Source organism: Mucilaginibacter sp. NFR10, assembly GCF_900100445.1.
Taxonomy (GTDB): Bacteria; Bacteroidota; Bacteroidia; order Sphingobacteriales; family Sphingobacteriaceae; genus Mucilaginibacter; species Mucilaginibacter rubeus.
Map to the genome: position 1 here is coordinate 764,234 of NZ_FMTV01000001.1, position 21,282 is coordinate 785,515.

Below are 21,282 nucleotides of genomic sequence, written 5' to 3' on the forward strand. Positions count from 1 at the left end.
TCAACCCAATCAACCATTCACTAATAAATAAAATAATAAAATCATGAGAAAGAAAATCGTTGCCGGAAACTGGAAAATGAACCTTGATTACAATGAAGGTTTAGCTTTATTTTCAGAAATCATCAACATGGTAAAAGATGAGGCTACCGGCACGCAGGAAGCAGTGATCTGCAGTCCGTTCATCCACATTCATAGCCTGGTGCAATTGTCAAAAGGTTATAGCAAAATTGCTGTTGGCGCACAAAATGCCCACCAGGAAGAAAAAGGTGCTTACACAGGTGAGATCTCTGCTAAGATGATCAAATCTACAGGTGCCGCTTATGTGATCCTTGGCCACTCAGAACGCCGCCAGTATTTTGGCGAAACCAATGCTTTGCTTGCCAAAAAAACGGATACTGCTTTAAAAAATGATCTTCGCCCTATCTTCTGCATTGGCGAAACTTTGCAGGAGCGTGAAGCCAATACACATTTTGATGTGATCAAAACTCAGTTGGTAGATGGCATCTTTCACCTTGATGCTGAAGCTTTTGCTAAATTGGTTATTGCTTACGAACCGGTTTGGGCTATTGGTACAGGTGTAACTGCTACATCAGCACAAGCACAGGAAATTCACGAATTTATCCGTAAAGAAATTGCCGCTAAGTATAGCCAGGAAGTTGCTGATGCTACTACCATTTTATACGGCGGTAGCTGCAACCCGACCAATGCTGCCGAACTGTTTGCCCAGCCTGATATTGATGGTGGCCTTATCGGCGGTGCTTCCCTGAAATCGCGCGACTTTACAGATATCGTTAAAACATTTAATTAATATTAGATATGAGATTTTAGATATGAGATCTGAGACAAGGCCCAAACCAAAGCGGGTTTGAGCTGTTTATGAAAATAAACTCTCAAATCTCATATCTCACGTCTCAAATCTAACAGAAGCATGAAGCTTTTAAAAGTTCTTTTACCCGTTTTGGTCGATTTTGGCGTATTTTGGGCGGTTGTATATCTCAATATGCCCGATCACCCTATGCGCATTGGCGAAATTGGTAACGGTAACCTGTATAGCCTCATGGCCTACTTCAGCCTTTTTTGGCCCTTATTGCTTGCAGATGGAATTCTCACACAGTACCTGATCATCATACCGCTTTGGAATTGGGTTAAACATAAAGGAGCTTCGGCGCGCTTTATTGCCGGAGCCTGCATTGCCCTGGTTTGTATATTATTTGCCGGGGCCCTAAGCTATATTATATGGTTGCCGGAAGATGGATATAGCCCCCTGTTTAGTTTTTGGTGGTATATGACCGAAATACAAGCTGTTTACTGGATTGTTAACTTTATTGTACTGTATTTACTCGACAGGAAGAGGACAAGCGCAGATAGCGAGCCGGTTGAACCCGCAGTTGCAGCTTAAATTCTCTGCCGGCCGATCGGATTTCTGGTGTGGGTTAACAACGAAAAAATCAAAATGAATTACTACGAACTGTTTTTTACTACCATCACCACCGAAGATTACCAGCAGGATCTGCTGATAAATGCTTTGGGTGAGATAGGTTTTGATACTTTTGAAGAGCTTGAGCTTGGCTTTAAAGCTTATATTCCAGAAGGTGTTTTTGACCAGCAGGCGCTTGATGAGCAATTATTACCCTATAAAGACTTGTTCACTTTTAGTTACGAGATAACACTCATTCCGCAGAAAAATTGGAACGAGGTGTGGGAAAGTAATTTTGAACCTATAGAGATAGGGGATAAGATTTATGTACGGGCAACCTTTCATGAACCTAAACCCGAGTTTCAATACGAGATAGTGATAGACCCTAAAATGGCATTTGGCACCGGGCATCATCAAACCACAGCTATGATGCTGGGGCTGATGCTTGAAAATGAATTTGCCGGTAAAAAAGTGCTTGACATGGGATGCGGTACGGGGATCCTTGCTATTATGGCAGCCAAACTGGGTGCCGACGATATCACCGCCATTGATTACGACCCGGTTTGTTATGAAAGCACTATCGAAAATTCGGCTTTGAATAATGTGGGTAATATCAAACCACTTTGCGGGTCAAAAGAAGTTATCCCGGATGAGCAATATGATACTATCCTGGCCAACATCAACCGCAATATCCTTATCGACCAGATGCCGCGTTATGCTGAAGCGTTAAAGACCGATGGCGAGATTTACTTCAGTGGTTTCTATGAGTCGCCCGACCTGGATATCATTATCGACGAAGCCCGAAAGTACGGCCTGAAATATATTACCCATAAAAAAGATAAAGAATGGGTAGCTGCTAAGTTTATAAAGTAAAAGCCCCACCCAAACCCTCCCCTAAAGGGAGAGGGCTTTAAATGAAGCTTTTAAAAGTCTCCCCCTTTAGGGGGAGATTTAGAGGGGGCTTAATACCCCACAGTAAATCTTCTCTTCACAAACTGGTTGTTTTCCAGTTCATCAAGAATAGCAACTGCTAAGTCTTCTACTGAAATTTCATGCTCGTGCTTGTCGTTAAACACAGGCTCATCTGTACCGGTACGGTATACGCCTGTGCGGGTGCCCGGATGCAGGTGAATGGCAGGGCTCAGGAAGGTCCAGTCTAAATCTTCTTCTTTTTTGATAATGTTCAGATAGTCGCGGGCCGCTGTGGCGCCTGTTTTCCATTCGGCAGGGAATTGAGGGCTGTCAACTAATTGTACGCCAGGAGCAATAAAAAGACTGCCTGCACCGCCTACAACCAACAGGCGGCTTACACCAGCTTGTTTAGTGGCCTGTTGTATAGCCTCCGACCCTTTAATAAAATCATTGTACAGGTTAGGATTAGCCCAGCCGGCGTTAAATGAGTTTACAACAGCATCATGACCTTTCAATGTTTCGGTTAACTCATCAACGTTATATACATCGGCGGCTTTGAGTATTAATTTAGGGTTTTCAATATCTGTTTTCGGGTTACGGGCTATGGCAGTTACTTCGTATCCACGTTGTAACGCTTCGTTTAAAACGGCTTTGCCTACAAAACCTGTGGCTCCAATTAATGCGATTTTCATTGTTTTTGCTTTTATATTGTAATTAAATTTGTTACAGTTTGTTTTAAATTTTTTTAATCAAATTGATTTACAAAATCAAAAATGGTTATGGTGCTTAGTTTTTTGACGATGGCTGCTTCAACCTCATCGGCCAAATGATCAAGGTGAGTGCCAATTTGCTTGCCGACAGGGCAGGCAGGGTTGGGCTTATTTTTAGCCTGGCCTAAAGCCGGCGGCAGTTTTACTGCCTTATAAACATCTGCAAGGGTGATTTTTTGCGGAGGGAGGGCAAGGCTATAACCGCCGGTTTTACCTTCCTTGCTTTCAATAAGCCCACAGGCGCGTAATTTGCGCATTTCTTTACGTACCAGAACAGGGTTTACATTCATACTGCCGGCAACATAGTCAGACGATAATAGCTCGCCCGGCTGTTTGCAAAGCAGGGTTAATACATGGGTTGCTATTTGAAATTGTCCGTTCATTTATCTGTAATAAAAAATATTACAGTACAAAAATGAAATTTTAATTTTAAAAAGAAGAATTTTTTGCGCTTTTTTGCGCACTAAATTACAATGGGATGAAAATCCAAACCTAAATTACTCTAAAAAATACCGTGTAGCAGGTATGTTTTAGAATGATTTATTTGCTTTAATTTAAGGGATTTGCCAATCGCAACAATTAACTACACTTTAAAATAATAAATTACTCAAATTAGTTGATAATTAGCGTGATAATAAATATTATTGTAAAGTAATTAACTTTTGCGAAACCTACACTATTAATTTAATCAAATGAAAACTCTCGGAAAAAAAATCAGATTATTACGTCATCAAAAGGGGTGGAGCCAGGAGGATGTTGCAAAGAGATTGGATATTTCAATTCCTGCTTTCTCAAAAATTGAAACAGGGATCACAGATATTAATTTATCAAGGCTTGAGCAGATAGCAAACCTGTTTGAAATGTCAGTAGTTCAGTTACTTACATTTAATGACACCGAACAGGATCAGAAATTTGTTAACGAGCTGGAAACCGTTAACAAACGTTTAATGGACCGTGAAACTGAAGTAATCGATTTGCAGAAAAAAGTAATTGAGCTATTTGAAGAACTTCGACATTCAAAAGTAACCGCATAATTTGTTGGCCCGGTTTGACCGGGCTAATCAAAAATGTAACGCATTGTTAAATGCTTTTTGCCAAATGTAGCACCAACTGCTTCATGGATGGCTATCATTTTGTCGTTAAAATCGCCTACCCAGGATAGTTCAAGCTCATCATAACGCTTGAGAGGCAATACATATTCCTTTAATTTTATAAACATCGCCGATTCGAGGCCGTGCTTCTGGTACTTTTGTTTCGTGCCCATCACAATAGCCCGCATGCGGGATACCCCTTTCCAGCGGTAGTATAAAAATTTAAGTTTACCTATCAGGTCCAGTTTGCCGTTTAGCGGTTTAAGCATCTGGTTGGCATCGGGTAAAATGATCATAAAAGATGCTGGTTCATCATCTACATAGGCAAACCAGATCAATTTTTCGTCCATCAGGGGCTTCATTTTTTCGAAGCTTTCCATGATCGTATCGTATGTGATAGGAACAAAGTTTTCAAAATCTTTCCATCCATCGTTATAAACCTCAATAAAATTAGCTGCGAATTTTTCTATTTTTTTTATTTCAAAGTGCCTGAAATCGTATCCGGGCTTTTTTGCTACCCAATTAGCTATTTTGGTAAATCGCTCGGGGAAAGGTTTATGAGCGTCAACATGGTTAGTGATCTGCGCGTACTGGGTTTTAAAGCCGTACTCATCAAAAAAGGCCTGGTAATACGGATGATTATAGTTCATACCATAAGAGGGAGGAGTGAAGCCTTCAACCAGCAAGCCCCAAAAGTTGTCGTTTTCGCCAAAGTTGATGGGGCCGTCCATGGCTTTCATGCCGTTTTCCCTAAGCCAGTTTCTCGCGGTATCAAATAAAAGAAAGGCAGCTTCTTTGTTATCGGTACACTCAAAAAAACCCATGCCGCCGGTTGGCTGCTCGTAATTGTATGCCTTTTTTTCATTAATAAAAGCAGCAACCCGGCCAATTAGATGGTCATTGTCATCTGTCAGGATCCAACGGGTACATTTACCATGTTGATGAAAGTTGTTTTTTGCCGGGTTAAATACAGCTTCAATATCATTATCAAGCGGGCAAGCCCAGTTATCGTCATCTTTGTAAATGATGCGGGCCACATCTAAAAAAGCCTTTTTTGTTGCTTTGTCCTTTACTTCTGTTACTTTCATTTATTGTACGCTACCGGTAGATAATAAAAAAAGCATCCAGAGGCATAGTCTGAATGCTTTGTAAATGTTATGTATTAAAAAGAATTAATAGTCGTCTTCGTCGTCGTCATCGAATGACTCGTAACCCCTGCCCAGATCATCATCTAATGGTCCGTCAAAATCATCATCATCGTCATCAACTACCTTCTTTTTCACTTTTGGGTCAAACTCATCATCATCATCAGGATCATTATCTGAGTTTTCGATCTTTTTAGTGTTCGGTTTCTTTGGCGCTCCCATTGTAATGGATTTTATAAATTAAACTTTGTCAATAATAATAATTAAAATCAGATAAAGAAAAGCGTTTCTAAAATCTTTTACCCTATTGATTCAATAGTAAAAATAATGAAAAATGGTTTTTTTTAAAACAGAAATTAAAATTATTCTGATTGCTCGCCAATGGTAGCGGTATTGTTTGTAAAGTCCTTAAGTTGAGGTAATTCCTCAATACTGTTAATGCCAAAATAGTCCATAAACAAAGCACTTGTACCATAAAGGATAGGTTTTCCGAGCCCTTCTGATTTGCCAATTATAGCTATTAGCTCTTTTTCGAGTAACTTTTGGATCGAATAATCGCAGTTTACACCCCTGATCTGCTCTATATCGGGCTTAGTTACGGGTTGTTTGTAGGCGATAATAGCCAGGGTTTCCAAAGCGGCCTGGCTTAGTTTTTTCTTTGACCGCTGCAACTGTAAAAGGTTAATAACAGCGTGATATTCCTTTTTAGTGAGAAATTGATAACCATTGCCAATTTTAACCAGCTCAATAGCCAAGCTATGATGCTGATATTTTTCATGGATCCTGCCTATGGCATCGGTTACTTCTTGTATATCAAAATCGCGCTCAAAAGCAGCCTGGAGGCAATACATGATCTCCTCCAACCGGATTGCCTGCTCTGATGCAAAAATTAGGGCCTCTATGTATTGTTCCATTTTTAGTCAGTGGCAGTTGCAGTTTAGTTGCAGTTATTTTTTCACTGCTACTGCTATTAAGGGCTTAATAATTTATAACCTGTTCTTCAATTTCAACGGGAATTTCGCGCCACTCGTATCGCTGGGTACGAAGCTGGGGCTCAAAGCCGGCTTCTTTTATGGATTCCTGGATGCCTTTAGCGGTAAATCTGTGAGGTGCACCGGCTGCGGATACCACGTTTTCTTCAATCATGATAGAACCAAAATCGTTAGCACCGGCGTGCAAGCAAATTTGGGCAACCTGTTTACCCACGGTAAGCCACGAAGCCTGGATATTTTTAACGTTGGGCAGCATAATGCGGCTCAAGGCAATCATGCGGATATATTCGTCGCCGGTAACATTATTGGTGATACCGCGTACTTTACGTAAAAGAGTACCGTCATCCTGAAAAGGCCAGGGGATAAATGCTATAAAACCATAATGTCCTTCCGGTTTTTCGGCCTGTACCTCGCGGATCCAAACCAAATGCTCAAAGCGCTCTTCAATAGTTTCAATGTGGCCAAACATCATTGTAGCAGATGTTGGCAGGTTAAGTTGGTGAGCGGCACGCATTACATCAAGCCATTCCTTACCGCCGCATTTGCCTTTTGATATCAGGCGGCGTACGCGATCATTAAGAATCTCGGCACCGGCACCCGGTAATGAATCCAGGCCTGCTTCCTTCATTGCTCTTAGTACCTCAATATGCGGCATGCCTTCTAATTTAGCAACGTGCGCAATTTCCGGCGGACCTAATGAATGCAGTTTTAATTTCGGATAAAGCTGTTTCAGTTCGCGAAACAGGTCGGTATAAAATTTCAGTCCCAGATCGGGGTGATGCCCGCCCTGTAACAGCAGTTGATCGCCGCCGTACCGAAATGTTTCCTCGATCTTCTTTTTATAAGTTTCAATATCAGTAATATAGCTTTCCTCATGACCAGGACGGCGAAAGAAATTACAAAACTTGCAATTGGCTATACAAACGTTAGTAGTGTTAACATTACGGTCAATTTGCCAGGTAACCTTACCATGCGGAACCTGTATTTTACGAAGTTCGTTGGCTGTGTACATCAACTCGGCAGTAGAGGCGTTGTTATACAGGTAAACGCCTTCTTCAAGCGTTAAAAAATCAAACCGCAACGCGCGCTGCAACAGATCGGCTGTATTCATATCACGCAAATATACGCAAGTTGGTAATTTGATTTTGAGCGCTGTTAAATAATTGACAAAAAAATGTAACGGTGCAAAACAATCGTTCATCTAAAGCATTCTCCTTTAGCCTTTAGCCTTTAGCCTTTAGCCTCAAGAAACTACCTTTCCCTTATCCAACCTCAAAACTTTATCAACACTGTTGGGTATTTCATGCTGATAGTGGGTAACATAAATAAGTGTAACATTACCCAGGCTGCAAATGGTATCAACCAGGTTTTTAAAGTGGAGTTGCTGATGATCGTCCATGCCCTGGCAGGGTTCATCAAAAATAAGCAGTGCCGGGTTTTTAATGAGCGCCCGGGCCAGCAGACAGAGGCGTTGTGCACTTGCCGGGATGTTTTTGAGCAATACGCGAGCGTACTTTTCAATTTCCAAAGCTTTCATCCATCGTAAAGCAATTTCTGCACGGTCTTTATTGCTTGGCCTGAACAAGCCAAGCGTGTCGTAATAGCCCGACTCGATTACCTGCAAACAGCTATTATCAGTAGGGAAGTATTGATGCAGTTCGGGCGATACGAAGCCGATTTTTTTTTTGATATCCCAGATGCTTTCGCCTGTCCCGCGTTTTTTATCAAATAAAACAATGTTGTTAGCATAAGCCTGTGGGTTATCTCCGTTGATTAAGCTTAGCAACGTTGATTTGCCTGCCCCGTTAGGGCCCAACAAAGCCCAATGTTCTCCAGGGTTAATCTGCCAGTTTACATCATCCAGCACCACCTTATCGCCATACTTAATGTATACCTGATCCATTTTTACAATGTGCTTGTAAGCGGTCGGGTTTTTATCGATGTTGAGTAAGGCATTCAACTCGTTGGTATCAATCGTATCGCTTTTATCCTGCTCAAAAAGTTCTGCTTTAAAATCCTGTTTGGGGCTTTCGTGTATAATAACCCCTTTGCTTAACACGGCGACATGGGTAATAGCAGTTGGAATTTCATGGATGGAGGTGGCTATTATGATGTTAATACCTGATACCATGATCTGCTCAATAATGTCATTAAATTCTTCACGGGTTTTTACATCCAGGCCGGTTAAGGGGCTGTCGAGCATTAATAATACGGGATTTTTAAGCAGGGCGGCTGCCAGCATCAAGCGTTTGGTTTCGCCGTTTGATAGTTTGATGATCTGTTTATTGAGCAGTGGTTCGAGCCGTAATAATGAAACCACTCTTTCAAATGTCCAGAATGTACCGGTGCCGGGAAAGTGTGGTATCGTATTAAGATAATCTGCAACCGTAAGCGCATCTTCCGAATCGGAAGAATTATAGCGTTGCTGGTAGTAGAAATCAGTAGTGTTTGAAAGGTTGCGGAAATGATGTTTAGGCTCAACCAGTGCTATAAGCTTATGTGGCGTGGCAATATCATTGGCCTTGAAAAATTTGGAGTAATCATTCCAGAAATGATAAACTATTTCGCCGCCTGTGATATTAAAACGCCCGGCTATGGTTTGTAGCAGGGCACTTTTCCCCGATCCGCTTTCGCCGATAAGGGCCCAGCTTTCGCCTTTGTTTATATTAAAGCTTAAGCCGGTAAATAATGTTGTGTTTAAAAAACGTACAGTTGCTTTATTTATTGATAGAAGTGCATTTGTCATAACTTAGCCAGTAGAGTAGCGTGTAAATGTACTCATCTGAGTTAAAGCCATAAAAAATTTTTGTGGATTTATGGCGCTTGCTATCCTTCTCCTGTAATTAAGCCGTGCGTTTTAAGGTTTCAGTTGTAGCCGGTATTTCGTTGGCCTTTTTGTTAAGCCGGTTCCAGGTGGCAAAGTCGATAGTGAGCGCTTTTACAAAATTTTTGCAGCTCTTGTTAGGGCATGTAAGTACCCAATATTTTTTATGCTGTTCAACATGAGGCCTGTTACCGCATTTAATGCAGTTTTCACATTGAATATTTGGTTGTACCGGTATTATCATAGTTGGTTGGAGATAAATTGTTAATAAATTATTTTATACTAAACCAGCACACCTGCTGTGGGCAGCCGGTGTAAACATGTAACCTTCTATAAATTAATTGATATGTTTAATTGGTTTATAACTTATATATATGAACGCTTTATGGCAGTGTTTGGTTTTAAAAATTTGAGATTATTTAGAAAATATTTCGAAGATTAAATTCCGGTTAAAGGCGGCAGTTTATTTATCCTCCCCGGAAACATATTGTATATATAGCTATACAATTAATCAGCTTAAATATCCTGTTATCGAAATTGGTTTTCGACAATAAGCCTGAGGTTAAAAAGGCCTGATTATTGCATGCCTTTTTATCAAACATTAACCATGAAAAACGCACATTTTTTATTATTCATTTTCGCCTTATTAACTATGAGCGGGTGCTCGGTTATAGGCGATATTTTTAAAGCCGGGGCAGTAACCGGTATCATAGCTGTAATAATTGTTATCGCTATTATTATTTGGGTGATCTCTTTATTTAGAGGGAAAAGCTAATTTTCATTTTGGATTATTTTTTATATAATTAATTAAACAATTTAATTTTAAAGGGGTTGATATTATATAAAAACATCTAATCATGGAAAATACACAAGCAACCGTAGAGATTTTAAATGATCTGATACAGATCAACAATGACAGGATTGAGGGCTATCAACGCGCCTCAAAAGATTTGAAGGATGGCGATACCGAACTGAAATCGCTTTTTACAAGGTTTATTGGCCAAAGTCAGGGTTACAGGCTTGCTTTGGGTACAGAGGTTAGTGCTTTTGGAAAAGACATTGAAACCAGCACAACTACCAGCGGCAAAATACACAGGGCCTGGCTTGATGTTAAAGCCGCGTTTACCGGGCATGATACCCACAACGTACTGGAGGAATGCGAATTTGGTGAAGATGCCATTTTAAAAGCATACCGTACCGCGCTTGAAGACGAAAATTTACCGGCCTACCTGCGCGAAACGATCAGCCAGCAGGAAAGTGAACTGCTTGACGCTCATGACGAGATTAAAGCCCTGCGGGATACTGTTCACTAAATTTATTGATAACTAATTAACCACCGGGGGGCAGTTTTATAACTGCTCCTTTTTTATGATTACTGTTAAGCGGTTGGTTTTATGGTTGAGGGATAATGTTTATATTTTTAACTTGCCAGCTATTTTTCTCGGCCCAGTCACCATCAGTATACAACATTTTAACTTCCCAGGCTGATTGTTCCATTTTGCCACTATCGTTCTCAATTTTTACTGTTGATTGTACCTCGTAGCTATTAATTGTTGTATCAATAACCGATTTAAAACTGTTGTTAGGAAAAACCGCTTTTTGAGGTTGTTTCAGCTTTTCCTTTACAAATAATTTTGCCATGGTAAAAGCTTCCTTTGCAGTTGGTTTACGGTTAAGATGAATTGCGCTGTTTTTACTTATGCCAAGCACTACAATAATAAATGTTATCGCAAAAACTATGGCAAAAAGGGTAGCAGTGCGTATATGCGGATGGCGGTGCCAGCCAATACTTTTACGCTCCTCGGCACTAAGCGTTTTCCATTCAGAATATTTCATATTTTATTATGTATCACATTAAGCAATACCAATAGAAATTGTTTGGCGGTTTTGAGCAAAAAAAAAACGCCTCCGGAAAACCGGGGGCGTTTTTTTTAACATAAAAAGTTAAATTACTTTTTAGTAGTGTCTTTTTTAGTGGTGTCAGCTTTAGTAGTATCAGCAGCCATTTTAGAAGTGTCAGCTTTAGTAGTATCAGCAGCCATTTTAGAAGAATCAGCTTTAGTTGAATCAGCAGCAGAAGATGATGAAGAACCTTTACAAGCAGCGAAAGAAACAGCGATAGCTAAAGCTAAAAAGCCTAATTTGAAATTTTTCATGTTTAATTTTTTTAATAAGTGATTTAATAGTTTACAGCTTAATACCAGAAATAAAAAAAGGTAACCCATAATTTTGAAAAAAAATTACAAGTCACCTTTTTTATTGATGGATAACTAAAAAATCAATAGAAAAAGATTAAAAATGATATTTAACTACTTTCTATCTTATCAGAAATAATTATTTCTTGGTGGTGTCTTTTTTAGTAGTATCAGCAACAACTTTAGTAGTGTCAGTTTTAGTAGAGTCAGTAACAACTTTAGTTGAGTCAACTACAGTAGTTTTAGTAGTATCACCTTCAGTTTTTTTAGAGTCACCGTTACAAGCTGAAAAAGAAGCTGCCAGAACTAATGCTACGAATGCTAATTTAAATGTGTTTTTCATTTTCTTAATTTTTAAAATGTTAACGTTTTGTGATCGTTTGTTACTTAATACGCATTAGTTGAAAAGGTAACCCATAAAAATTAAACCTTTGTAAATTCCATAGGGTTTGTAGTTTACGTACCGGTTTTTGCAAGCGGTTTTTTTATTGCAGATTTGCCTGCATAGTTTTTAACATTGGGTTACCTTGTTTACCTGCCGGTATTAACGTTAAATTAATGCAGCACACAATTGTTACAGGTAATGAAATGTAATGCCAATGTTATTAATTTATTTTAGTTTGATTTTTTTTGATAATAGTGGGTTACAATTTGACCTAAATAGTATTAAGAGTGAATAAAGACTTAAAAGCTTCGGCTCCAACAGATAGTGAAATAGTTCTTGGAATACTTAATAACTCGGAAATAGTGCTGAAGAGGCTCTACACAACTTATTTTCCGATGATATTACAGTTGATCATTAACAACAATGGCGATGAGGATGACGCGAAGGATATTTATCAGGAAGCCATTATCGTTCTTTACAATAAAATTAAAGCGGGTGATTTTGAGCTAAACAGTAAGCTTAAAACATATATATACTCAGTTTGCCGGCGGCTTTGGCTTAAAAGGCTGAGCCAAATGAACCGATATGGTGGTGACATCAGGGACTTTGAAGAACACTTACCCGTTGAAGAAGAAATTGATAACCATAACGACAGGGATATCCAGTTTGGTAAAATGGAGAGTGCGCTCCAGTTATTAGGCGAACCCTGTAAAACCATTATGGAAGATTTTTATATAAAAAACAGATCGATGCAGGAGATCTGTGAGCGGTTTGGTTACACCAATGCGGATAATGCCAAAACGCAGAAGTACAAATGCCTGCAAAGGCTGAAGAAACTATTTTTTCAGCAGAAATAAGGAGATCAAGAGATGAGTGATAACCAACTAACAGAATTTATTGAACGGTACCTCGACGGTAGCATGACCGCCGAAGAACGTGTTCAATTTGAGCTGCTTCGCAAAAACGATGCGGCTGTTGAAAGTAAAGTTACCGAACACATTAAATTTATAGGCTTACTGAAGCAATATGGCGAACGCCTTGAGCTTGAGAATCGCTTAAACGCCATTCATAATGAAATTGATGTTCATGCGCTGAAAGAAGAAGTAATGATCCATCCGGTATGGATTGTGCGCATGTGGCGTAATCATCATTCAAAAATATCGGTAGCCGCTTCAATTGCGATCTTTGGCGTTTTGACTATCCTGATCCTGACAGGTAAGCTGAATAATGATAAGTCAAAATATCAGCAACTGAGCGAAAAGATCAACAACATGGAGAAAACGGTTGCTCAGATAGGCCATGGACGTACTCCGGTAAAACCCAAAATAACCAGGACACCAGCTAATTTCAGGGGCACCGGTTTTGCGCTTACATCAAATGGTTACCTGGCTACAGACTACCATGTGATTAAAAATGCTGATTCGGTTTATGTGCAGAATGCCGTGGGCGAATCATTTCATGCTAAGGTTATTTATACCGAACCACAGTATGACCTGGCTATTTTACAGATCAATGATCCATCATTTAAAAACCTTGGCCCTATACCATATAACGTTAAAAGGGCCGAAGGTGATCTTGGAGAGAGCGTATACACACTCGGTTACCCGGCCGATAATATGGTTTATGGAGGAGGTTATTTAGCATCGGCAGCAAATTATTCGGGCGATACTACCGAATATGTAATTTCTGTTCCGGTAAACCCCGGCAATTCAGGTGGACCATTACTTGATGAAAAAGGAAACGTAATAGGTGTAATTACCGCGCGTCAAACCCAGGTTGCAGGTGCGTATTTTGCTAAAAAATCAACTTACCTGTTAAAAGCGATACAAAATATCCCAACCGATTCATTATCGAAAACGCTTAATTTGAATACTAAGAATAAATTAGCTGGATTAAGCCGTACTCAACAGAGTAGCAAACTCAAAAATTATGTGTTTATGGTTAAAGTGTATAACCAGTAATCATCAATAGCCCACTCAATAAAAATTAATATATTAAAATGAGAAGAGACACCGTGAGGGGTCTCTTTTTTTGTGTCTGAATCAGAATTTTCAGAATTTGAGAATTTTCAGAATATGGTAAACTACAATGCTGCGTCCTTTATAAAACCGGATGAATTTTGTTAATCCTAAAATTCTGTAAATTCTGATTCAGACAACTTCGTCTACCTATCCACCTCGCCTAAAACAAAGTCGATAGAACCTACAATCGCTATCAAATCGGCAATTAATACACCCTTGGATAGCTCGGGCAGCACCGAAAGATTATTAAAGCTTGGCCCGCGGGATTTTACACGGGTTGGGATCTCTGATTTGCCGTCTGTAATAAAATAAAAGCCAAGTTCGCCTTTGGCGCCTTCGCAGCGTACATAATAATCCTGTGCTTTAGGAATTGTTTTGCGGGGCATTTTAGCACGGGGATCAAAATCAGGCGTACGTTTCAATTCTTTCTGCAAACGGTCAAGGCATTGTTCAACTATTCTTAATGATTGCTCAATTTCATCAACACGTACCTTGTACCTGTCCCAGCAGTCGCCAACTTTGCCCATCAGGCCCTGCCCAATCGGGATTTCAAAATCAATTTCGGGGTAGGCCGAATAATTATCAATCCGCCGCAAATCCCATTTTAAGCCCGATGCGCGTAACATAGGGCCCGAGCAGCCATAGTTAATAGCTACATCAAGCGGCAAAACGCCCACGTTGGCTGTGCGCGAAATAAATACCTGGTTGTCGGTAAGCAATTGGTTTAGCTCAACCATTTTAGGCTTAAAATACTCCACAAAATCCCGGCAGCGTTCTTCAAAGCCAACCGGCAGGTCGTAAAATAAGCCGCCTACCCAAATGTAATTGTATAACATGCGCGAGCCCGATGCCCACTCCAGCATCCCCATAATATGCTCCCTGTCCCTGAAACACCACAGGAAGGGGGTAAAGGCGCCTATGTCAATGCCGTAAGTGCCAATGGCTATCAGGTGCGATGCTATGCGGTTTAGCTCGCAAACCAGCACACGGATGTACTCCACACGCTTAGGAATATCCTTGTCAATACCCATCATCCGTTCAACACCCATTACAAAGGCGTGGCTGTTGTTCATAGAAGCCAGGTAATCCATCCTGTCGGTAAAAGGGATGGTTTGCTGGTAAGTTAATGATTCGGCATGTTTTTCAAAGCAACGGTGCAGGTAGCCAATATGGGGGATCACCTCTTTTACTATCTCGCCATCGGTAATTAATTCCAGGCGCAAAACCCCGTGAGTGGAGGGATGTTGCGGACCTACATTAAGTACCATATCCTCAACGCTGGCCCCGGCTATCTTTTTATTATACCTGAGGAGTGCTTCTTCGTATTTGGGGTTTGTAATGACCAATTTTATATCCGGTTAAATTTATATCCGGTCATATATTGCTTGGGGCATATTGCCGGATACCAAAAATCAGCTTTTTTTTTTATTTATGGGCTACTTTCGCTGTAAAAATGAAGTAAACAAAGCTGTTATTTAATAGCCTGCCTTTGGCTCATTTTGCTCCGTTAATGCCAGGAAAGTTTATTGGAGGTTAATCTATCCTGATGCCTTTGTAAAATTCAGCGTTCTGGTAATCTTTCCGTAAAGGGAAACCTTCCCAATCATCGGGCAGTAAAATCCGGCGAAGATCAGGGTGGCCTTCAAAGTAAATCCCCAGCATGTCATAGGCTTCGCGCTCATGCCAGTCGGCAGTGCGGTAAACAGGGGTCACGCTTTTAAATTCGGGCAGTTCATTACTTTCTTTTGGATGGGCTTTGCTTATTTTTAAAGTAAGCTGTGTTTTATAGGGGATTGATGCCAGGTGATAAACCACACCATAGCGGTTTGCTTCGTCATTATAATGCACACCGCTCAGGCTCGACAGGAAATCGAAATAAGTTTTGGGATTGTTCCGCAATTCCAGGCATACGGCCGCAATATCATCAGGGTTAATTAACAAGGCGGGTTGCAGACCGCCTGTTTCTTCGCCGGTAATTACGGTATCACCAAGTTTTTCGGTGAGCAGGTTTTTAATATCATCAAAACTCATGGTGCAAGGCGTACTTTTTTCCAGGTTTTTTTATCAGTTTTTTTATACAGGATGCGGTCGTGCATGCGGCTTGGCCGGCCTTGCCAAAACTCAACCAATTGCGGGTTTAAGATATATCCACCCCAATACGATGGTTTAGGCACTTCCTTATCAGCATATTCGGCTTCCAGTTCGTTCCATTTTTGCTCCAATGCATCGCGGCTTTCAATTTCCTGGCTTTGGGGAGATACTATTGCGCCAACCTGGCTGCCTTTAGGGCGCGAATGGAAATATTTTTCAGACTCTTCTTTACTTACTTTTTCAATAGTACCTTCAATACGCACCTGGCGCTCAAGGCCTCCCCAAAAAAATGTTAGCGCGCCCTGCGGGTTCTTGGCAATCTCTTTGCCCTTGCGGCTTAAGTAGTTGGTAAAGAATATAAAACCGCCTGCATGAAAGCCTTTTAAAAGTACAATCCGTGCCGAAGGTTTACCGGTTACGGTGGCAGTTGAAAGCGTCATGGCGTTGGGTTCATGCAATTTTGCCTCCAAAGCTTCGTTAAACCATTGTTCAAATTGTTTAATAGGATCGCCCTTAGTGCTGTTTTCTGATAGGGTAGAGGCACTATAATCCTGCCTTAAATTTTGTATTTCCTGCTGATTCATTTTAATGCAAACTTACAAATTAATTAAACCGTATATAATGATGTAAATCATTATTCGTAATTGAACATATTTTTACTATGCTTGTTACGTAATTAAACAGCTAAACTTTATGCTTAGTCCAATAGCGGCCGCGGCAGGCCATTTACTTATTTCGGAACCCTTTATGATGGATCCGAATTTCAGGAGATCCGTAATCATTTTAACAGAATACTCTGAAGAAGGAGCTATGGGCTTTATCCTGAACCATCAAAGCGAATATTTACTGGGTGATGTGCTGCCCGATGTATCATACTCCGAAATGCCTGTTTATGAAGGCGGCCCGGTAGCCAAAAATACACTGCATTTTATCCATTGCGCCCCCGATAAAATAGAAGGCGGCATTGAAATAGCCGATGGCCTTTACTGGGGCGGCGATTTTGAGCAGGTGAAATATTTAGTATCCAATTACCAGTTAAGTACCGAAGAAATTAAATTTTTTGCCGGATACTCTGGTTGGACACCGCAACAGCTTGATGAAGAAATAAAAGATGATAGCTGGATAGTAACCGATAAATTTGATATAGAAACACTGTTCACCCTTGATGAGCAAAATCTTTGGCGCCAGGTGGTGATCAGCCTCGGTCAGCGCTATGCCCACATCGCTAATTTTCCGGAAAATCCGGCGTTGAATTAGTGGCAGCTTTTAGTTGCAGCAGCAGTTTTTAATAGCAGTTTGCAGTTTTTAGTGACAGTGGCAGCTTTTAGTAGCAGTAAATAATAAAAGGGCGTGTTCATAAACTTGCCCTTTAGTTCTTATAATCTGATTGCTGCTGCAACTGCCACTAACAACTGCCACTGCAAACTGGCAACTATTCTTCCCCTTCCATTTCCCTTGCCGACTCTTCAACTTTCTTTTTAAGGTTTTCTTTAAAGTCGATAAGGTTTTTCACCAGGTACTCATCTCCTGTTGACAGGATCTGTGCAGCGAGGATCCCTGCGTTTTTGGCTGCATTTAAAGCTACGGTGGCTACCGGGATACCGTTTGGCATCTGTAGTATAGATAGGATGGAATCCCAGCCGTCAATAGAGTTGCTTGATTTTACAGGTACGCCAATCACTGGCAAGTGCGTCAATGAAGCTACCATGCCCGGCAAATGGGCGGCACCGCCTGCACCGGCAATAATTACCTTTATGCCACGATCGGCAGCGGCACGGGCGTAGCTAAACATCCTATCGGGTGTGCGATGGGCCGATACCACGGTTATTTCGTATTCAACGCCTAATTCGGCTAAAACATCAGCAGCATCCTGCATTACATTTAAATCGGATTTGCTGCCCATTATAATGGCGACTTTTGTAGTGTTGTTCATAGTTAATGGTTCATAGATCATGGTTCATGGGAAGATCAGCTATATGGAGTTTTTTAACGCCGTGATCATTTTTACCAATACTTCATAATCAGCATAAAAAATTTTAAAGTTTTCTTCAGCGATATAGTTTCTTCTCTTTGCAATAAAAAGACAGCTTACCACTTCAATGGCAGATCTTAGTGAATAACCTAAAAAGACCTTAAAAACTGCTTTACTCTGTCCAGTTGATCCTTCAGCGATATTCAGAACAACAGAATCAGCCGCACGTTTTATCTGTGATGTTAAAATATAAATTTCTTCTTTGGGAAATGTTTTCGTTAGTTGATTTATTTGTTCATCCAAGTCCATAGCTCTCTGCCAAACCTGAAGGTCCTCAAATCTAAATGCCATCTGTTTTACTATGAACTATGATCTATCAACTATGAACTAATTAACTAATTACCTTTAAAGTTTTCTGCACAAACCGTGCCTTTTCAATCGCTTTTTCACGATCTGCGTCAACAATAGTGACGTGGCCCATTTTCCTGAAAGGCTTGGTCAGCGCTTTGCCGTAAAGATGAATATATACTCCCGGTACTTTCAAAATCTTTTCGATACCCTGGTAAATAGCAGGGCCTTCGTAACCGGCTTCACCTAAAACGTTCACCATAATGGCGTTGTTAAGGCAGGCTGTATCGCCCAAAGGCTGATTAAATATCGCCCTCAAATGCTGCTCAAATTGTGATACCACATTGCCTTCAATAGTTTGGTGACCACTGTTATGCGGGCGCGGGGCAAGCTCATTCACCAGGATGCGGCCTTGCTTATCTAAAAACATTTCAACCGCCAGCAAGCCCACAATTTTAAGACTATCGGCAATCTTTTTAGCTATTTGTTCTGCTTTTTGTTGGATGGCGAATGGAAGGGTAGAAGGAGCGATCAAAAACTCCACCAAATTGGCTTTAGGGTTGAACTCCATTTCAACCATCGGGAAAGCGCTGATATCGCCGTTTTCATTACGGGCCACAATTACCGCAATCTCTTTTTCAAAATCTATCCATTGCTCAATCAGGCTCGGCTCTTTAAAAGCGCCGGCAAGGTAGCTTTCATCAATTACTTTATATACACCTTTGCCGTCATAACCATCCTTACGTAGTTTTTGAATATAAGGGAAAGGGATTAAACTTTGTTGTAGCTGTTGGGGTGATGATATGATCTGGAAATCGGCAGTAGGGATATCGTTTTCCTTGAAAAATTGCTTCTGCAAACCTTTATCCTGAATCAGCCTGATAATGCGGGATTGCGGATAAACCAGTACGCCCTCTTTTTCCAATTGTTCAAGGGCGTCAACGTTAACCTTCTCTATTTCAATGGTAAGCAGGTCGACAGTTTTACCAAAGTTATAAACGGTTTCATAATCACCTAATGAGCCTACGGTAAACTCGTCACACAGTTTGCGGCAAGGCGCTTCGCGGTCGGGATCAAGAATTTTAACAGTAACATTATAGTTTATGGCTTGCTGTATCAGCATACGGCCTAACTGTCCGCCGCCTAAAATACCCAGTTTTAAATCTCCGTAAAATGCTTTCATATTTGAAGATGCAAGTTTAGCCTAAATCTTTCAAAAAGCCTATAAATGCTTTAAACAACAATGGTTCAACGTCGTTTTTTGGTCATTAGATAATAGAAAACGCTGTGTACTATGATAAAACTAATGGCCGTAATAAAGTAAAGCGTTTTGTTTTCGGGGTTTAGCTGTAAACGGAAGGCGGTAATGACAAATACAACAGAGCCCGAAAAATAAAGCACCAGCCTTATAGACAGATTGTTGTAATACGCCGGGTTGGCTAAAAACAACATGGGTAGGGTCATTATTAAAATAAAGATGTTGAGTAAAGCCACGCTTTCGGACAAGGAGGGGAGTATCCCGTTTAGGTCCTGGCTTACACCTTTGTGCTGCAGCGAGTAATAAACCGCACTTGCTACAATAGATATGATTACCGAAAAAAGAAAAGTTTTGAAAAGTTGCCTGGCGAGTGCCTTCATAGTGATATTTTATTGATATGTGGTACCGCTAACTGTGCAGTACATTATTATGTGCAAAGTAACGCATCGGGATGCAAACTGCCCTAATCCCAATGTCACAAATTGAAGATACCTGCAATCTGTTGAGCTTGGGAAGCGATGTCTTGAATCTTGTATCCTGAAGTCTTGATTCTGTTATTATCTTTACGCCGCTTATGAAAGTATCCGGTTTTACCTTTATCAGGAACGCTGTACGTAATGATTATCCCATTGTTGAGGCCATTACATCCATATTACCGCTTTGCGATGAATTTATTGTAGTAGTAGGTAACTCTGATGATGGTACCCGGGGATTGATCGAGGGCATCAACTCGCCGGCTATAAAAATCATTGATTCGGTTTGGGATGAATCATTGAAGGAGGGAGGGAAGGTTTTCGCTGCCGAAACAGATAAGGCTTTTGCAGCGATATCAGCTGATGCCGACTGGTGTTTCTATATCCAGGGCGACGAAGCGGTGCATGAAAAATATCATCCCCTTATTAAAAAGGAAATGCATGAAGCTTTAAATAAATCAAATATTGAAGGCTTGCTGTTTAAATACCTGCATTTTTATGGTTCATATGACTATTACGGGCATTCAAGGCGCTGGTACCGCCGCGAGATCCGTTTGCTGAAGAATATTAAAGGGGTTCATTCATATCGCGATGCTCAGGGGTTTAGGCTTGATGATCGTAAGATAAATGTAAAGCTTATTGATGCTTATATATACCACTATGGCTGGGCAAAGCCACCACAAGGGTTAACCCATAAGGTGCGTAACTTTAATAAGTTTTATCACGACGAAACCTGGTTTGCTGAACACTTGCCCGAAACCTATGAGTTTGATTATGGCAATGCAGATCGCCTGATCCGCTTTACCGGCACGCATCCGGCAACCATGCAAAAACGAATAACAGCTACTAACTGGAATATCGATTTTGACTCCAAAAAACTAAGGGCTGGTATGGACTTCCGCCGTAAGGCACTGCAAAAGATTGAAGACCTTACGGGCTGGCGCGTTGGTGAGTACAGGAATTATAAGATAGTGGAGCGGTAGTTAAAAAACGCTATTAAAAATAGGTATTTACACTCATAACTTTGGTGGCGCTATTTTGTCAGCGCTATTTCTAACCGGCGCGGTCAATATCAAAAAAATCCAAAAAGGCTTAAAAAATGGCAAAATAAAAAGGGTGTTTTAGCCCGTATGTGAAACCAGAAGCGCTTACTCCTTAAAGTTTTAATTGTTGATAATTAGATATTTAACGGTGTTTCGTGTAAAATATTATGTATTTGATAATCAATGTGTTTCATTTTTAAAGCGTTCCGCGTTTTCACTCTCAAAAAATGGAACAGTCCTCTTTTTTAAAAAAGAACGCCGGGCTTTTTTTTTATTTTTTTTTGGAGAATCAAAAAATTGGGACACCCGATTTGTTACAATTGCAAAGGAGGATTTCCCGGCATC

At 40.6% G+C, this 21,282-nt stretch carries 28 protein-coding genes; 10 read left to right on the forward strand and 18 right to left on the reverse strand.

Annotated features, from left to right (window positions below; all coding sequences use genetic code 11):
* Positions 1-43 precede the first annotated feature (43 nt).
* From tpiA to prmA, 3 genes are all read left to right on the forward strand, one after another.
* Complete coding sequence (tpiA, locus tag BLP33_RS03225) at positions 44-808, forward strand: triose-phosphate isomerase (RefSeq protein WP_090524814.1); 765 nt, start codon at positions 44-46, stop codon at positions 806-808.
* 120 nt (positions 809-928) lie between these two features.
* Positions 929-1,399 (forward strand): hypothetical protein, encoded by a 471-nt coding sequence (locus tag BLP33_RS03230; protein WP_090524816.1) that lies wholly within the window; start codon positions 929-931, stop codon positions 1,397-1,399.
* A 54-nt stretch (positions 1,400-1,453) separates the two neighbouring features.
* Positions 1,454-2,290 (forward strand): 50S ribosomal protein L11 methyltransferase, encoded by an 837-nt coding sequence (gene prmA / locus BLP33_RS03235; RefSeq protein ID WP_090526182.1) that lies wholly within the window; start codon positions 1,454-1,456, stop codon positions 2,288-2,290.
* Positions 2,291-2,379: 89 nt separating this feature from the next.
* Here the strand turns inward: prmA and BLP33_RS03240 are convergent, their stop codons facing one another.
* Both BLP33_RS03240 and BLP33_RS03245 read right to left on the reverse strand, forming a co-directional pair.
* Positions 2,380-3,021, reverse strand: coding sequence for an NAD(P)-dependent oxidoreductase (locus BLP33_RS03240; RefSeq protein ID WP_090524818.1), 642 nt, complete (start codon positions 3,019-3,021; stop codon positions 2,380-2,382).
* Between the two features lie 53 nt (positions 3,022-3,074).
* Positions 3,075-3,482, reverse strand: a complete 408-nt coding sequence (locus tag BLP33_RS03245; protein WP_090524820.1) for an Rrf2 family transcriptional regulator — start codon at positions 3,480-3,482, stop codon at positions 3,075-3,077.
* 309 nt (positions 3,483-3,791) lie between these two features.
* On the opposite strand from BLP33_RS03245, the gene BLP33_RS03250 reads away from it, so the two are divergent.
* Positions 3,792-4,133, forward strand: coding sequence for a helix-turn-helix domain-containing protein (locus tag BLP33_RS03250; RefSeq protein WP_090524822.1), 342 nt, complete (start codon positions 3,792-3,794; stop codon positions 4,131-4,133).
* 23 nt (positions 4,134-4,156) lie between these two features.
* Here the strand turns inward: BLP33_RS03250 and BLP33_RS03255 are convergent, their stop codons facing one another.
* The 6 genes from BLP33_RS03255 to BLP33_RS03280 all read right to left on the reverse strand — a co-directional run bounded on the left by BLP33_RS03255 (position 4,157) and on the right by BLP33_RS03280 (position 9,395).
* On the reverse strand, positions 4,157-5,278 hold the full coding sequence (locus BLP33_RS03255; protein WP_090524824.1) for an N-acetyltransferase: 1,122 nt from the start codon (positions 5,276-5,278) through the stop codon (positions 4,157-4,159).
* A gap of 84 nt (positions 5,279-5,362) precedes the next feature.
* Positions 5,363-5,557 (reverse strand): hypothetical protein, encoded by a 195-nt coding sequence (locus BLP33_RS03260; RefSeq protein ID WP_090524826.1) that lies wholly within the window; start codon positions 5,555-5,557, stop codon positions 5,363-5,365.
* A 140-nt stretch (positions 5,558-5,697) separates the two neighbouring features.
* Complete coding sequence (gene scpB, locus BLP33_RS03265; RefSeq protein ID WP_090524828.1) at positions 5,698-6,249, reverse strand: SMC-Scp complex subunit ScpB; 552 nt, start codon at positions 6,247-6,249, stop codon at positions 5,698-5,700.
* 64 nt (positions 6,250-6,313) lie between these two features.
* Positions 6,314-7,438, reverse strand: coding sequence for a cyclic dehypoxanthinyl futalosine synthase (mqnC, locus tag BLP33_RS03270; protein WP_090524830.1), 1,125 nt, complete (start codon positions 7,436-7,438; stop codon positions 6,314-6,316).
* A 132-nt stretch (positions 7,439-7,570) separates the two neighbouring features.
* A complete protein-coding gene (locus BLP33_RS03275; protein ID WP_090524832.1) occupies positions 7,571-9,073 on the reverse strand; it encodes an ATP-binding cassette domain-containing protein in 1,503 nt (500 codons plus the stop codon).
* A gap of 97 nt (positions 9,074-9,170) precedes the next feature.
* Positions 9,171-9,395, reverse strand: a complete 225-nt coding sequence (locus BLP33_RS03280) for a hypothetical protein (protein ID WP_090524834.1) — start codon at positions 9,393-9,395, stop codon at positions 9,171-9,173.
* A 363-nt stretch (positions 9,396-9,758) separates the two neighbouring features.
* Here BLP33_RS03280 and BLP33_RS27350 point away from each other — a divergent pair, with 363 nt between their 5' ends.
* Positions 9,759-9,926 carry a hypothetical protein gene (locus tag BLP33_RS27350; RefSeq protein ID WP_175489913.1) on the forward strand — a complete coding sequence of 56 codons (168 nt, stop codon included), beginning with the start codon at positions 9,759-9,761 and terminating at the stop codon, positions 9,924-9,926.
* 82 nt (positions 9,927-10,008) lie between these two features.
* Positions 10,009-10,464 carry a PA2169 family four-helix-bundle protein gene (locus tag BLP33_RS03290; RefSeq protein WP_090524838.1) on the forward strand — a complete coding sequence of 152 codons (456 nt, stop codon included), beginning with the start codon at positions 10,009-10,011 and terminating at the stop codon, positions 10,462-10,464.
* Between the two features lie 79 nt (positions 10,465-10,543).
* On the opposite strand, the gene BLP33_RS03295 is transcribed toward BLP33_RS03290, so the two are convergent.
* From BLP33_RS03295 to BLP33_RS03305, 3 genes are all read right to left on the reverse strand, one after another.
* Entirely contained in the window at positions 10,544-10,987 is a 444-nt protein-coding gene (locus BLP33_RS03295; protein WP_090524839.1) for a hypothetical protein, read from the reverse strand.
* Positions 10,988-11,100: 113 nt separating this feature from the next.
* Complete coding sequence (locus tag BLP33_RS03300) at positions 11,101-11,307, reverse strand: hypothetical protein (RefSeq protein ID WP_090526183.1); 207 nt, start codon at positions 11,305-11,307, stop codon at positions 11,101-11,103.
* 178 nt (positions 11,308-11,485) lie between these two features.
* Positions 11,486-11,689, reverse strand: coding sequence for a hypothetical protein (locus BLP33_RS03305; RefSeq protein WP_090524841.1), 204 nt, complete (start codon positions 11,687-11,689; stop codon positions 11,486-11,488).
* A gap of 329 nt (positions 11,690-12,018) precedes the next feature.
* Between BLP33_RS03305 and BLP33_RS03310 the strand changes: the two genes are divergently transcribed.
* Together BLP33_RS03310 and BLP33_RS03315 are read left to right on the forward strand one after the other, a co-directional pair.
* Positions 12,019-12,588 carry an RNA polymerase sigma factor gene (locus tag BLP33_RS03310; protein WP_090524843.1) on the forward strand — a complete coding sequence of 190 codons (570 nt, stop codon included), beginning with the start codon at positions 12,019-12,021 and terminating at the stop codon, positions 12,586-12,588.
* 12 nt (positions 12,589-12,600) lie between these two features.
* Positions 12,601-13,692, forward strand: a complete 1,092-nt coding sequence (locus BLP33_RS03315) for a S1C family serine protease (protein WP_090524845.1) — start codon at positions 12,601-12,603, stop codon at positions 13,690-13,692.
* A gap of 203 nt (positions 13,693-13,895) precedes the next feature.
* Here the strand turns inward: BLP33_RS03315 and BLP33_RS03320 are convergent, their stop codons facing one another.
* From BLP33_RS03320 to pdxH, 3 genes are all read right to left on the reverse strand, one after another.
* Positions 13,896-15,020 carry an NADH-quinone oxidoreductase subunit D gene (locus tag BLP33_RS03320; protein ID WP_090526184.1) on the reverse strand — a complete coding sequence of 375 codons (1,125 nt, stop codon included), beginning with the start codon at positions 15,018-15,020 and terminating at the stop codon, positions 13,896-13,898.
* A 265-nt stretch (positions 15,021-15,285) separates the two neighbouring features.
* The gene (locus BLP33_RS03325) at positions 15,286-15,783 is read right to left on the reverse strand and encodes an NADH-quinone oxidoreductase subunit C (protein ID WP_090524846.1); all 498 of its coding nucleotides are present in this window, start codon (positions 15,781-15,783) and stop codon (positions 15,286-15,288) included.
* The gene (gene pdxH / locus BLP33_RS03330) at positions 15,780-16,427 is read right to left on the reverse strand and encodes a pyridoxamine 5'-phosphate oxidase (RefSeq protein ID WP_090524848.1); all 648 of its coding nucleotides are present in this window, start codon (positions 16,425-16,427) and stop codon (positions 15,780-15,782) included. Before pdxH ends, BLP33_RS03325 begins: the two co-directional genes overlap by 4 nt.
* 109 nt (positions 16,428-16,536) lie before the next feature.
* Here pdxH and BLP33_RS03335 point away from each other — a divergent pair, with 109 nt between their 5' ends.
* On the forward strand, positions 16,537-17,100 hold the full coding sequence (locus tag BLP33_RS03335) for a YqgE/AlgH family protein (RefSeq protein ID WP_090524850.1): 564 nt from the start codon (positions 16,537-16,539) through the stop codon (positions 17,098-17,100).
* A 175-nt stretch (positions 17,101-17,275) separates the two neighbouring features.
* On the opposite strand, the gene purE is transcribed toward BLP33_RS03335, so the two are convergent.
* From purE to BLP33_RS03355, 4 genes are all read right to left on the reverse strand, one after another.
* Positions 17,276-17,776, reverse strand: a complete 501-nt coding sequence (gene purE / locus BLP33_RS03340) for a 5-(carboxyamino)imidazole ribonucleotide mutase (protein ID WP_090526185.1) — start codon at positions 17,774-17,776, stop codon at positions 17,276-17,278.
* Between the two features lie 39 nt (positions 17,777-17,815).
* The gene (locus BLP33_RS03345) at positions 17,816-18,166 is read right to left on the reverse strand and encodes a four helix bundle protein (protein WP_090524853.1); all 351 of its coding nucleotides are present in this window, start codon (positions 18,164-18,166) and stop codon (positions 17,816-17,818) included.
* 40 nt (positions 18,167-18,206) lie between these two features.
* A complete protein-coding gene (locus BLP33_RS03350) occupies positions 18,207-19,346 on the reverse strand; it encodes a 5-(carboxyamino)imidazole ribonucleotide synthase (protein WP_090524854.1) in 1,140 nt (379 codons plus the stop codon).
* Between the two features lie 65 nt (positions 19,347-19,411).
* On the reverse strand, positions 19,412-19,801 hold the full coding sequence (locus BLP33_RS03355) for a hypothetical protein (protein ID WP_090524856.1): 390 nt from the start codon (positions 19,799-19,801) through the stop codon (positions 19,412-19,414).
* Between the two features lie 194 nt (positions 19,802-19,995).
* On the opposite strand from BLP33_RS03355, the gene BLP33_RS03360 reads away from it, so the two are divergent.
* Positions 19,996-20,877 (forward strand): glycosyltransferase family protein, encoded by an 882-nt coding sequence (locus BLP33_RS03360; protein WP_090524858.1) that lies wholly within the window; start codon positions 19,996-19,998, stop codon positions 20,875-20,877.
* Positions 20,878-21,282 lie beyond the last annotated feature (405 nt).

Excerpts from the sequence above, each read along its gene's own strand:
- BLP33_RS03325 (WP_090524846.1), bottom strand. The coding sequence starts at position 15,783 with ATGAGTTTTGATGATATTAAAAACCTGCTCACCGAAAAACTTGGTGAT.
- BLP33_RS03295 (WP_090524839.1), bottom strand. The coding sequence starts at position 10,987 with ATGAAATATTCTGAATGGAAAACGCTTAGTGCCGAGGAGCGTAAAAGT.
- BLP33_RS03260 (WP_090524826.1), bottom strand. The coding sequence starts at position 5,557 with ATGGGAGCGCCAAAGAAACCGAACACTAAAAAGATCGAAAACTCAGAT.
- BLP33_RS03350 (WP_090524854.1), bottom strand. The coding sequence starts at position 19,346 with ATGAAAGCATTTTACGGAGATTTAAAACTGGGTATTTTAGGCGGCGGA.
- BLP33_RS27350 (WP_175489913.1), top strand. The coding sequence starts at position 9,759 with ATGAAAAACGCACATTTTTTATTATTCATTTTCGCCTTATTAACTATG.
- BLP33_RS03230 (WP_090524816.1), top strand. The coding sequence starts at position 929 with ATGAAGCTTTTAAAAGTTCTTTTACCCGTTTTGGTCGATTTTGGCGTA.
- BLP33_RS03275 (WP_090524832.1), bottom strand. The coding sequence starts at position 9,073 with ATGACAAATGCACTTCTATCAATAAATAAAGCAACTGTACGTTTTTTA.
- BLP33_RS03250 (WP_090524822.1), top strand. The coding sequence starts at position 3,792 with ATGAAAACTCTCGGAAAAAAAATCAGATTATTACGTCATCAAAAGGGG.
- BLP33_RS03290 (WP_090524838.1), top strand. The coding sequence starts at position 10,009 with ATGGAAAATACACAAGCAACCGTAGAGATTTTAAATGATCTGATACAG.
- BLP33_RS03280 (WP_090524834.1), bottom strand. The coding sequence starts at position 9,395 with ATGATAATACCGGTACAACCAAATATTCAATGTGAAAACTGCATTAAA.
- BLP33_RS03360 (WP_090524858.1), top strand. The coding sequence starts at position 19,996 with ATGAAAGTATCCGGTTTTACCTTTATCAGGAACGCTGTACGTAATGAT.
- purE (WP_090526185.1), bottom strand. The coding sequence starts at position 17,776 with ATGAACAACACTACAAAAGTCGCCATTATAATGGGCAGCAAATCCGAT.
- pdxH (WP_090524848.1), bottom strand. The coding sequence starts at position 16,427 with ATGAATCAGCAGGAAATACAAAATTTAAGGCAGGATTATAGTGCCTCT.
- BLP33_RS03305 (WP_090524841.1), bottom strand. The coding sequence starts at position 11,689 with ATGAAAAACACATTTAAATTAGCATTCGTAGCATTAGTTCTGGCAGCT.
- BLP33_RS03255 (WP_090524824.1), bottom strand. The coding sequence starts at position 5,278 with ATGAAAGTAACAGAAGTAAAGGACAAAGCAACAAAAAAGGCTTTTTTA.
- prmA (WP_090526182.1), top strand. The coding sequence starts at position 1,454 with ATGAATTACTACGAACTGTTTTTTACTACCATCACCACCGAAGATTAC.
- scpB (WP_090524828.1), bottom strand. The coding sequence starts at position 6,249 with ATGGAACAATACATAGAGGCCCTAATTTTTGCATCAGAGCAGGCAATC.
- BLP33_RS03345 (WP_090524853.1), bottom strand. The coding sequence starts at position 18,166 with ATGGCATTTAGATTTGAGGACCTTCAGGTTTGGCAGAGAGCTATGGAC.
- BLP33_RS03335 (WP_090524850.1), top strand. The coding sequence starts at position 16,537 with ATGCTTAGTCCAATAGCGGCCGCGGCAGGCCATTTACTTATTTCGGAA.
- BLP33_RS03320 (WP_090526184.1), bottom strand. The coding sequence starts at position 15,020 with ATGGTACTTAATGTAGGTCCGCAACATCCCTCCACTCACGGGGTTTTG.
- BLP33_RS03315 (WP_090524845.1), top strand. The coding sequence starts at position 12,601 with ATGAGTGATAACCAACTAACAGAATTTATTGAACGGTACCTCGACGGT.
- BLP33_RS03355 (WP_090524856.1), bottom strand. The coding sequence starts at position 19,801 with ATGAAGGCACTCGCCAGGCAACTTTTCAAAACTTTTCTTTTTTCGGTA.
- tpiA (WP_090524814.1), top strand. The coding sequence starts at position 44 with ATGAGAAAGAAAATCGTTGCCGGAAACTGGAAAATGAACCTTGATTAC.
- BLP33_RS03245 (WP_090524820.1), bottom strand. The coding sequence starts at position 3,482 with ATGAACGGACAATTTCAAATAGCAACCCATGTATTAACCCTGCTTTGC.
- BLP33_RS03240 (WP_090524818.1), bottom strand. The coding sequence starts at position 3,021 with ATGAAAATCGCATTAATTGGAGCCACAGGTTTTGTAGGCAAAGCCGTT.
- mqnC (WP_090524830.1), bottom strand. The coding sequence starts at position 7,438 with ATGAATACAGCCGATCTGTTGCAGCGCGCGTTGCGGTTTGATTTTTTA.
- BLP33_RS03300 (WP_090526183.1), bottom strand. The coding sequence starts at position 11,307 with ATGAAAAATTTCAAATTAGGCTTTTTAGCTTTAGCTATCGCTGTTTCT.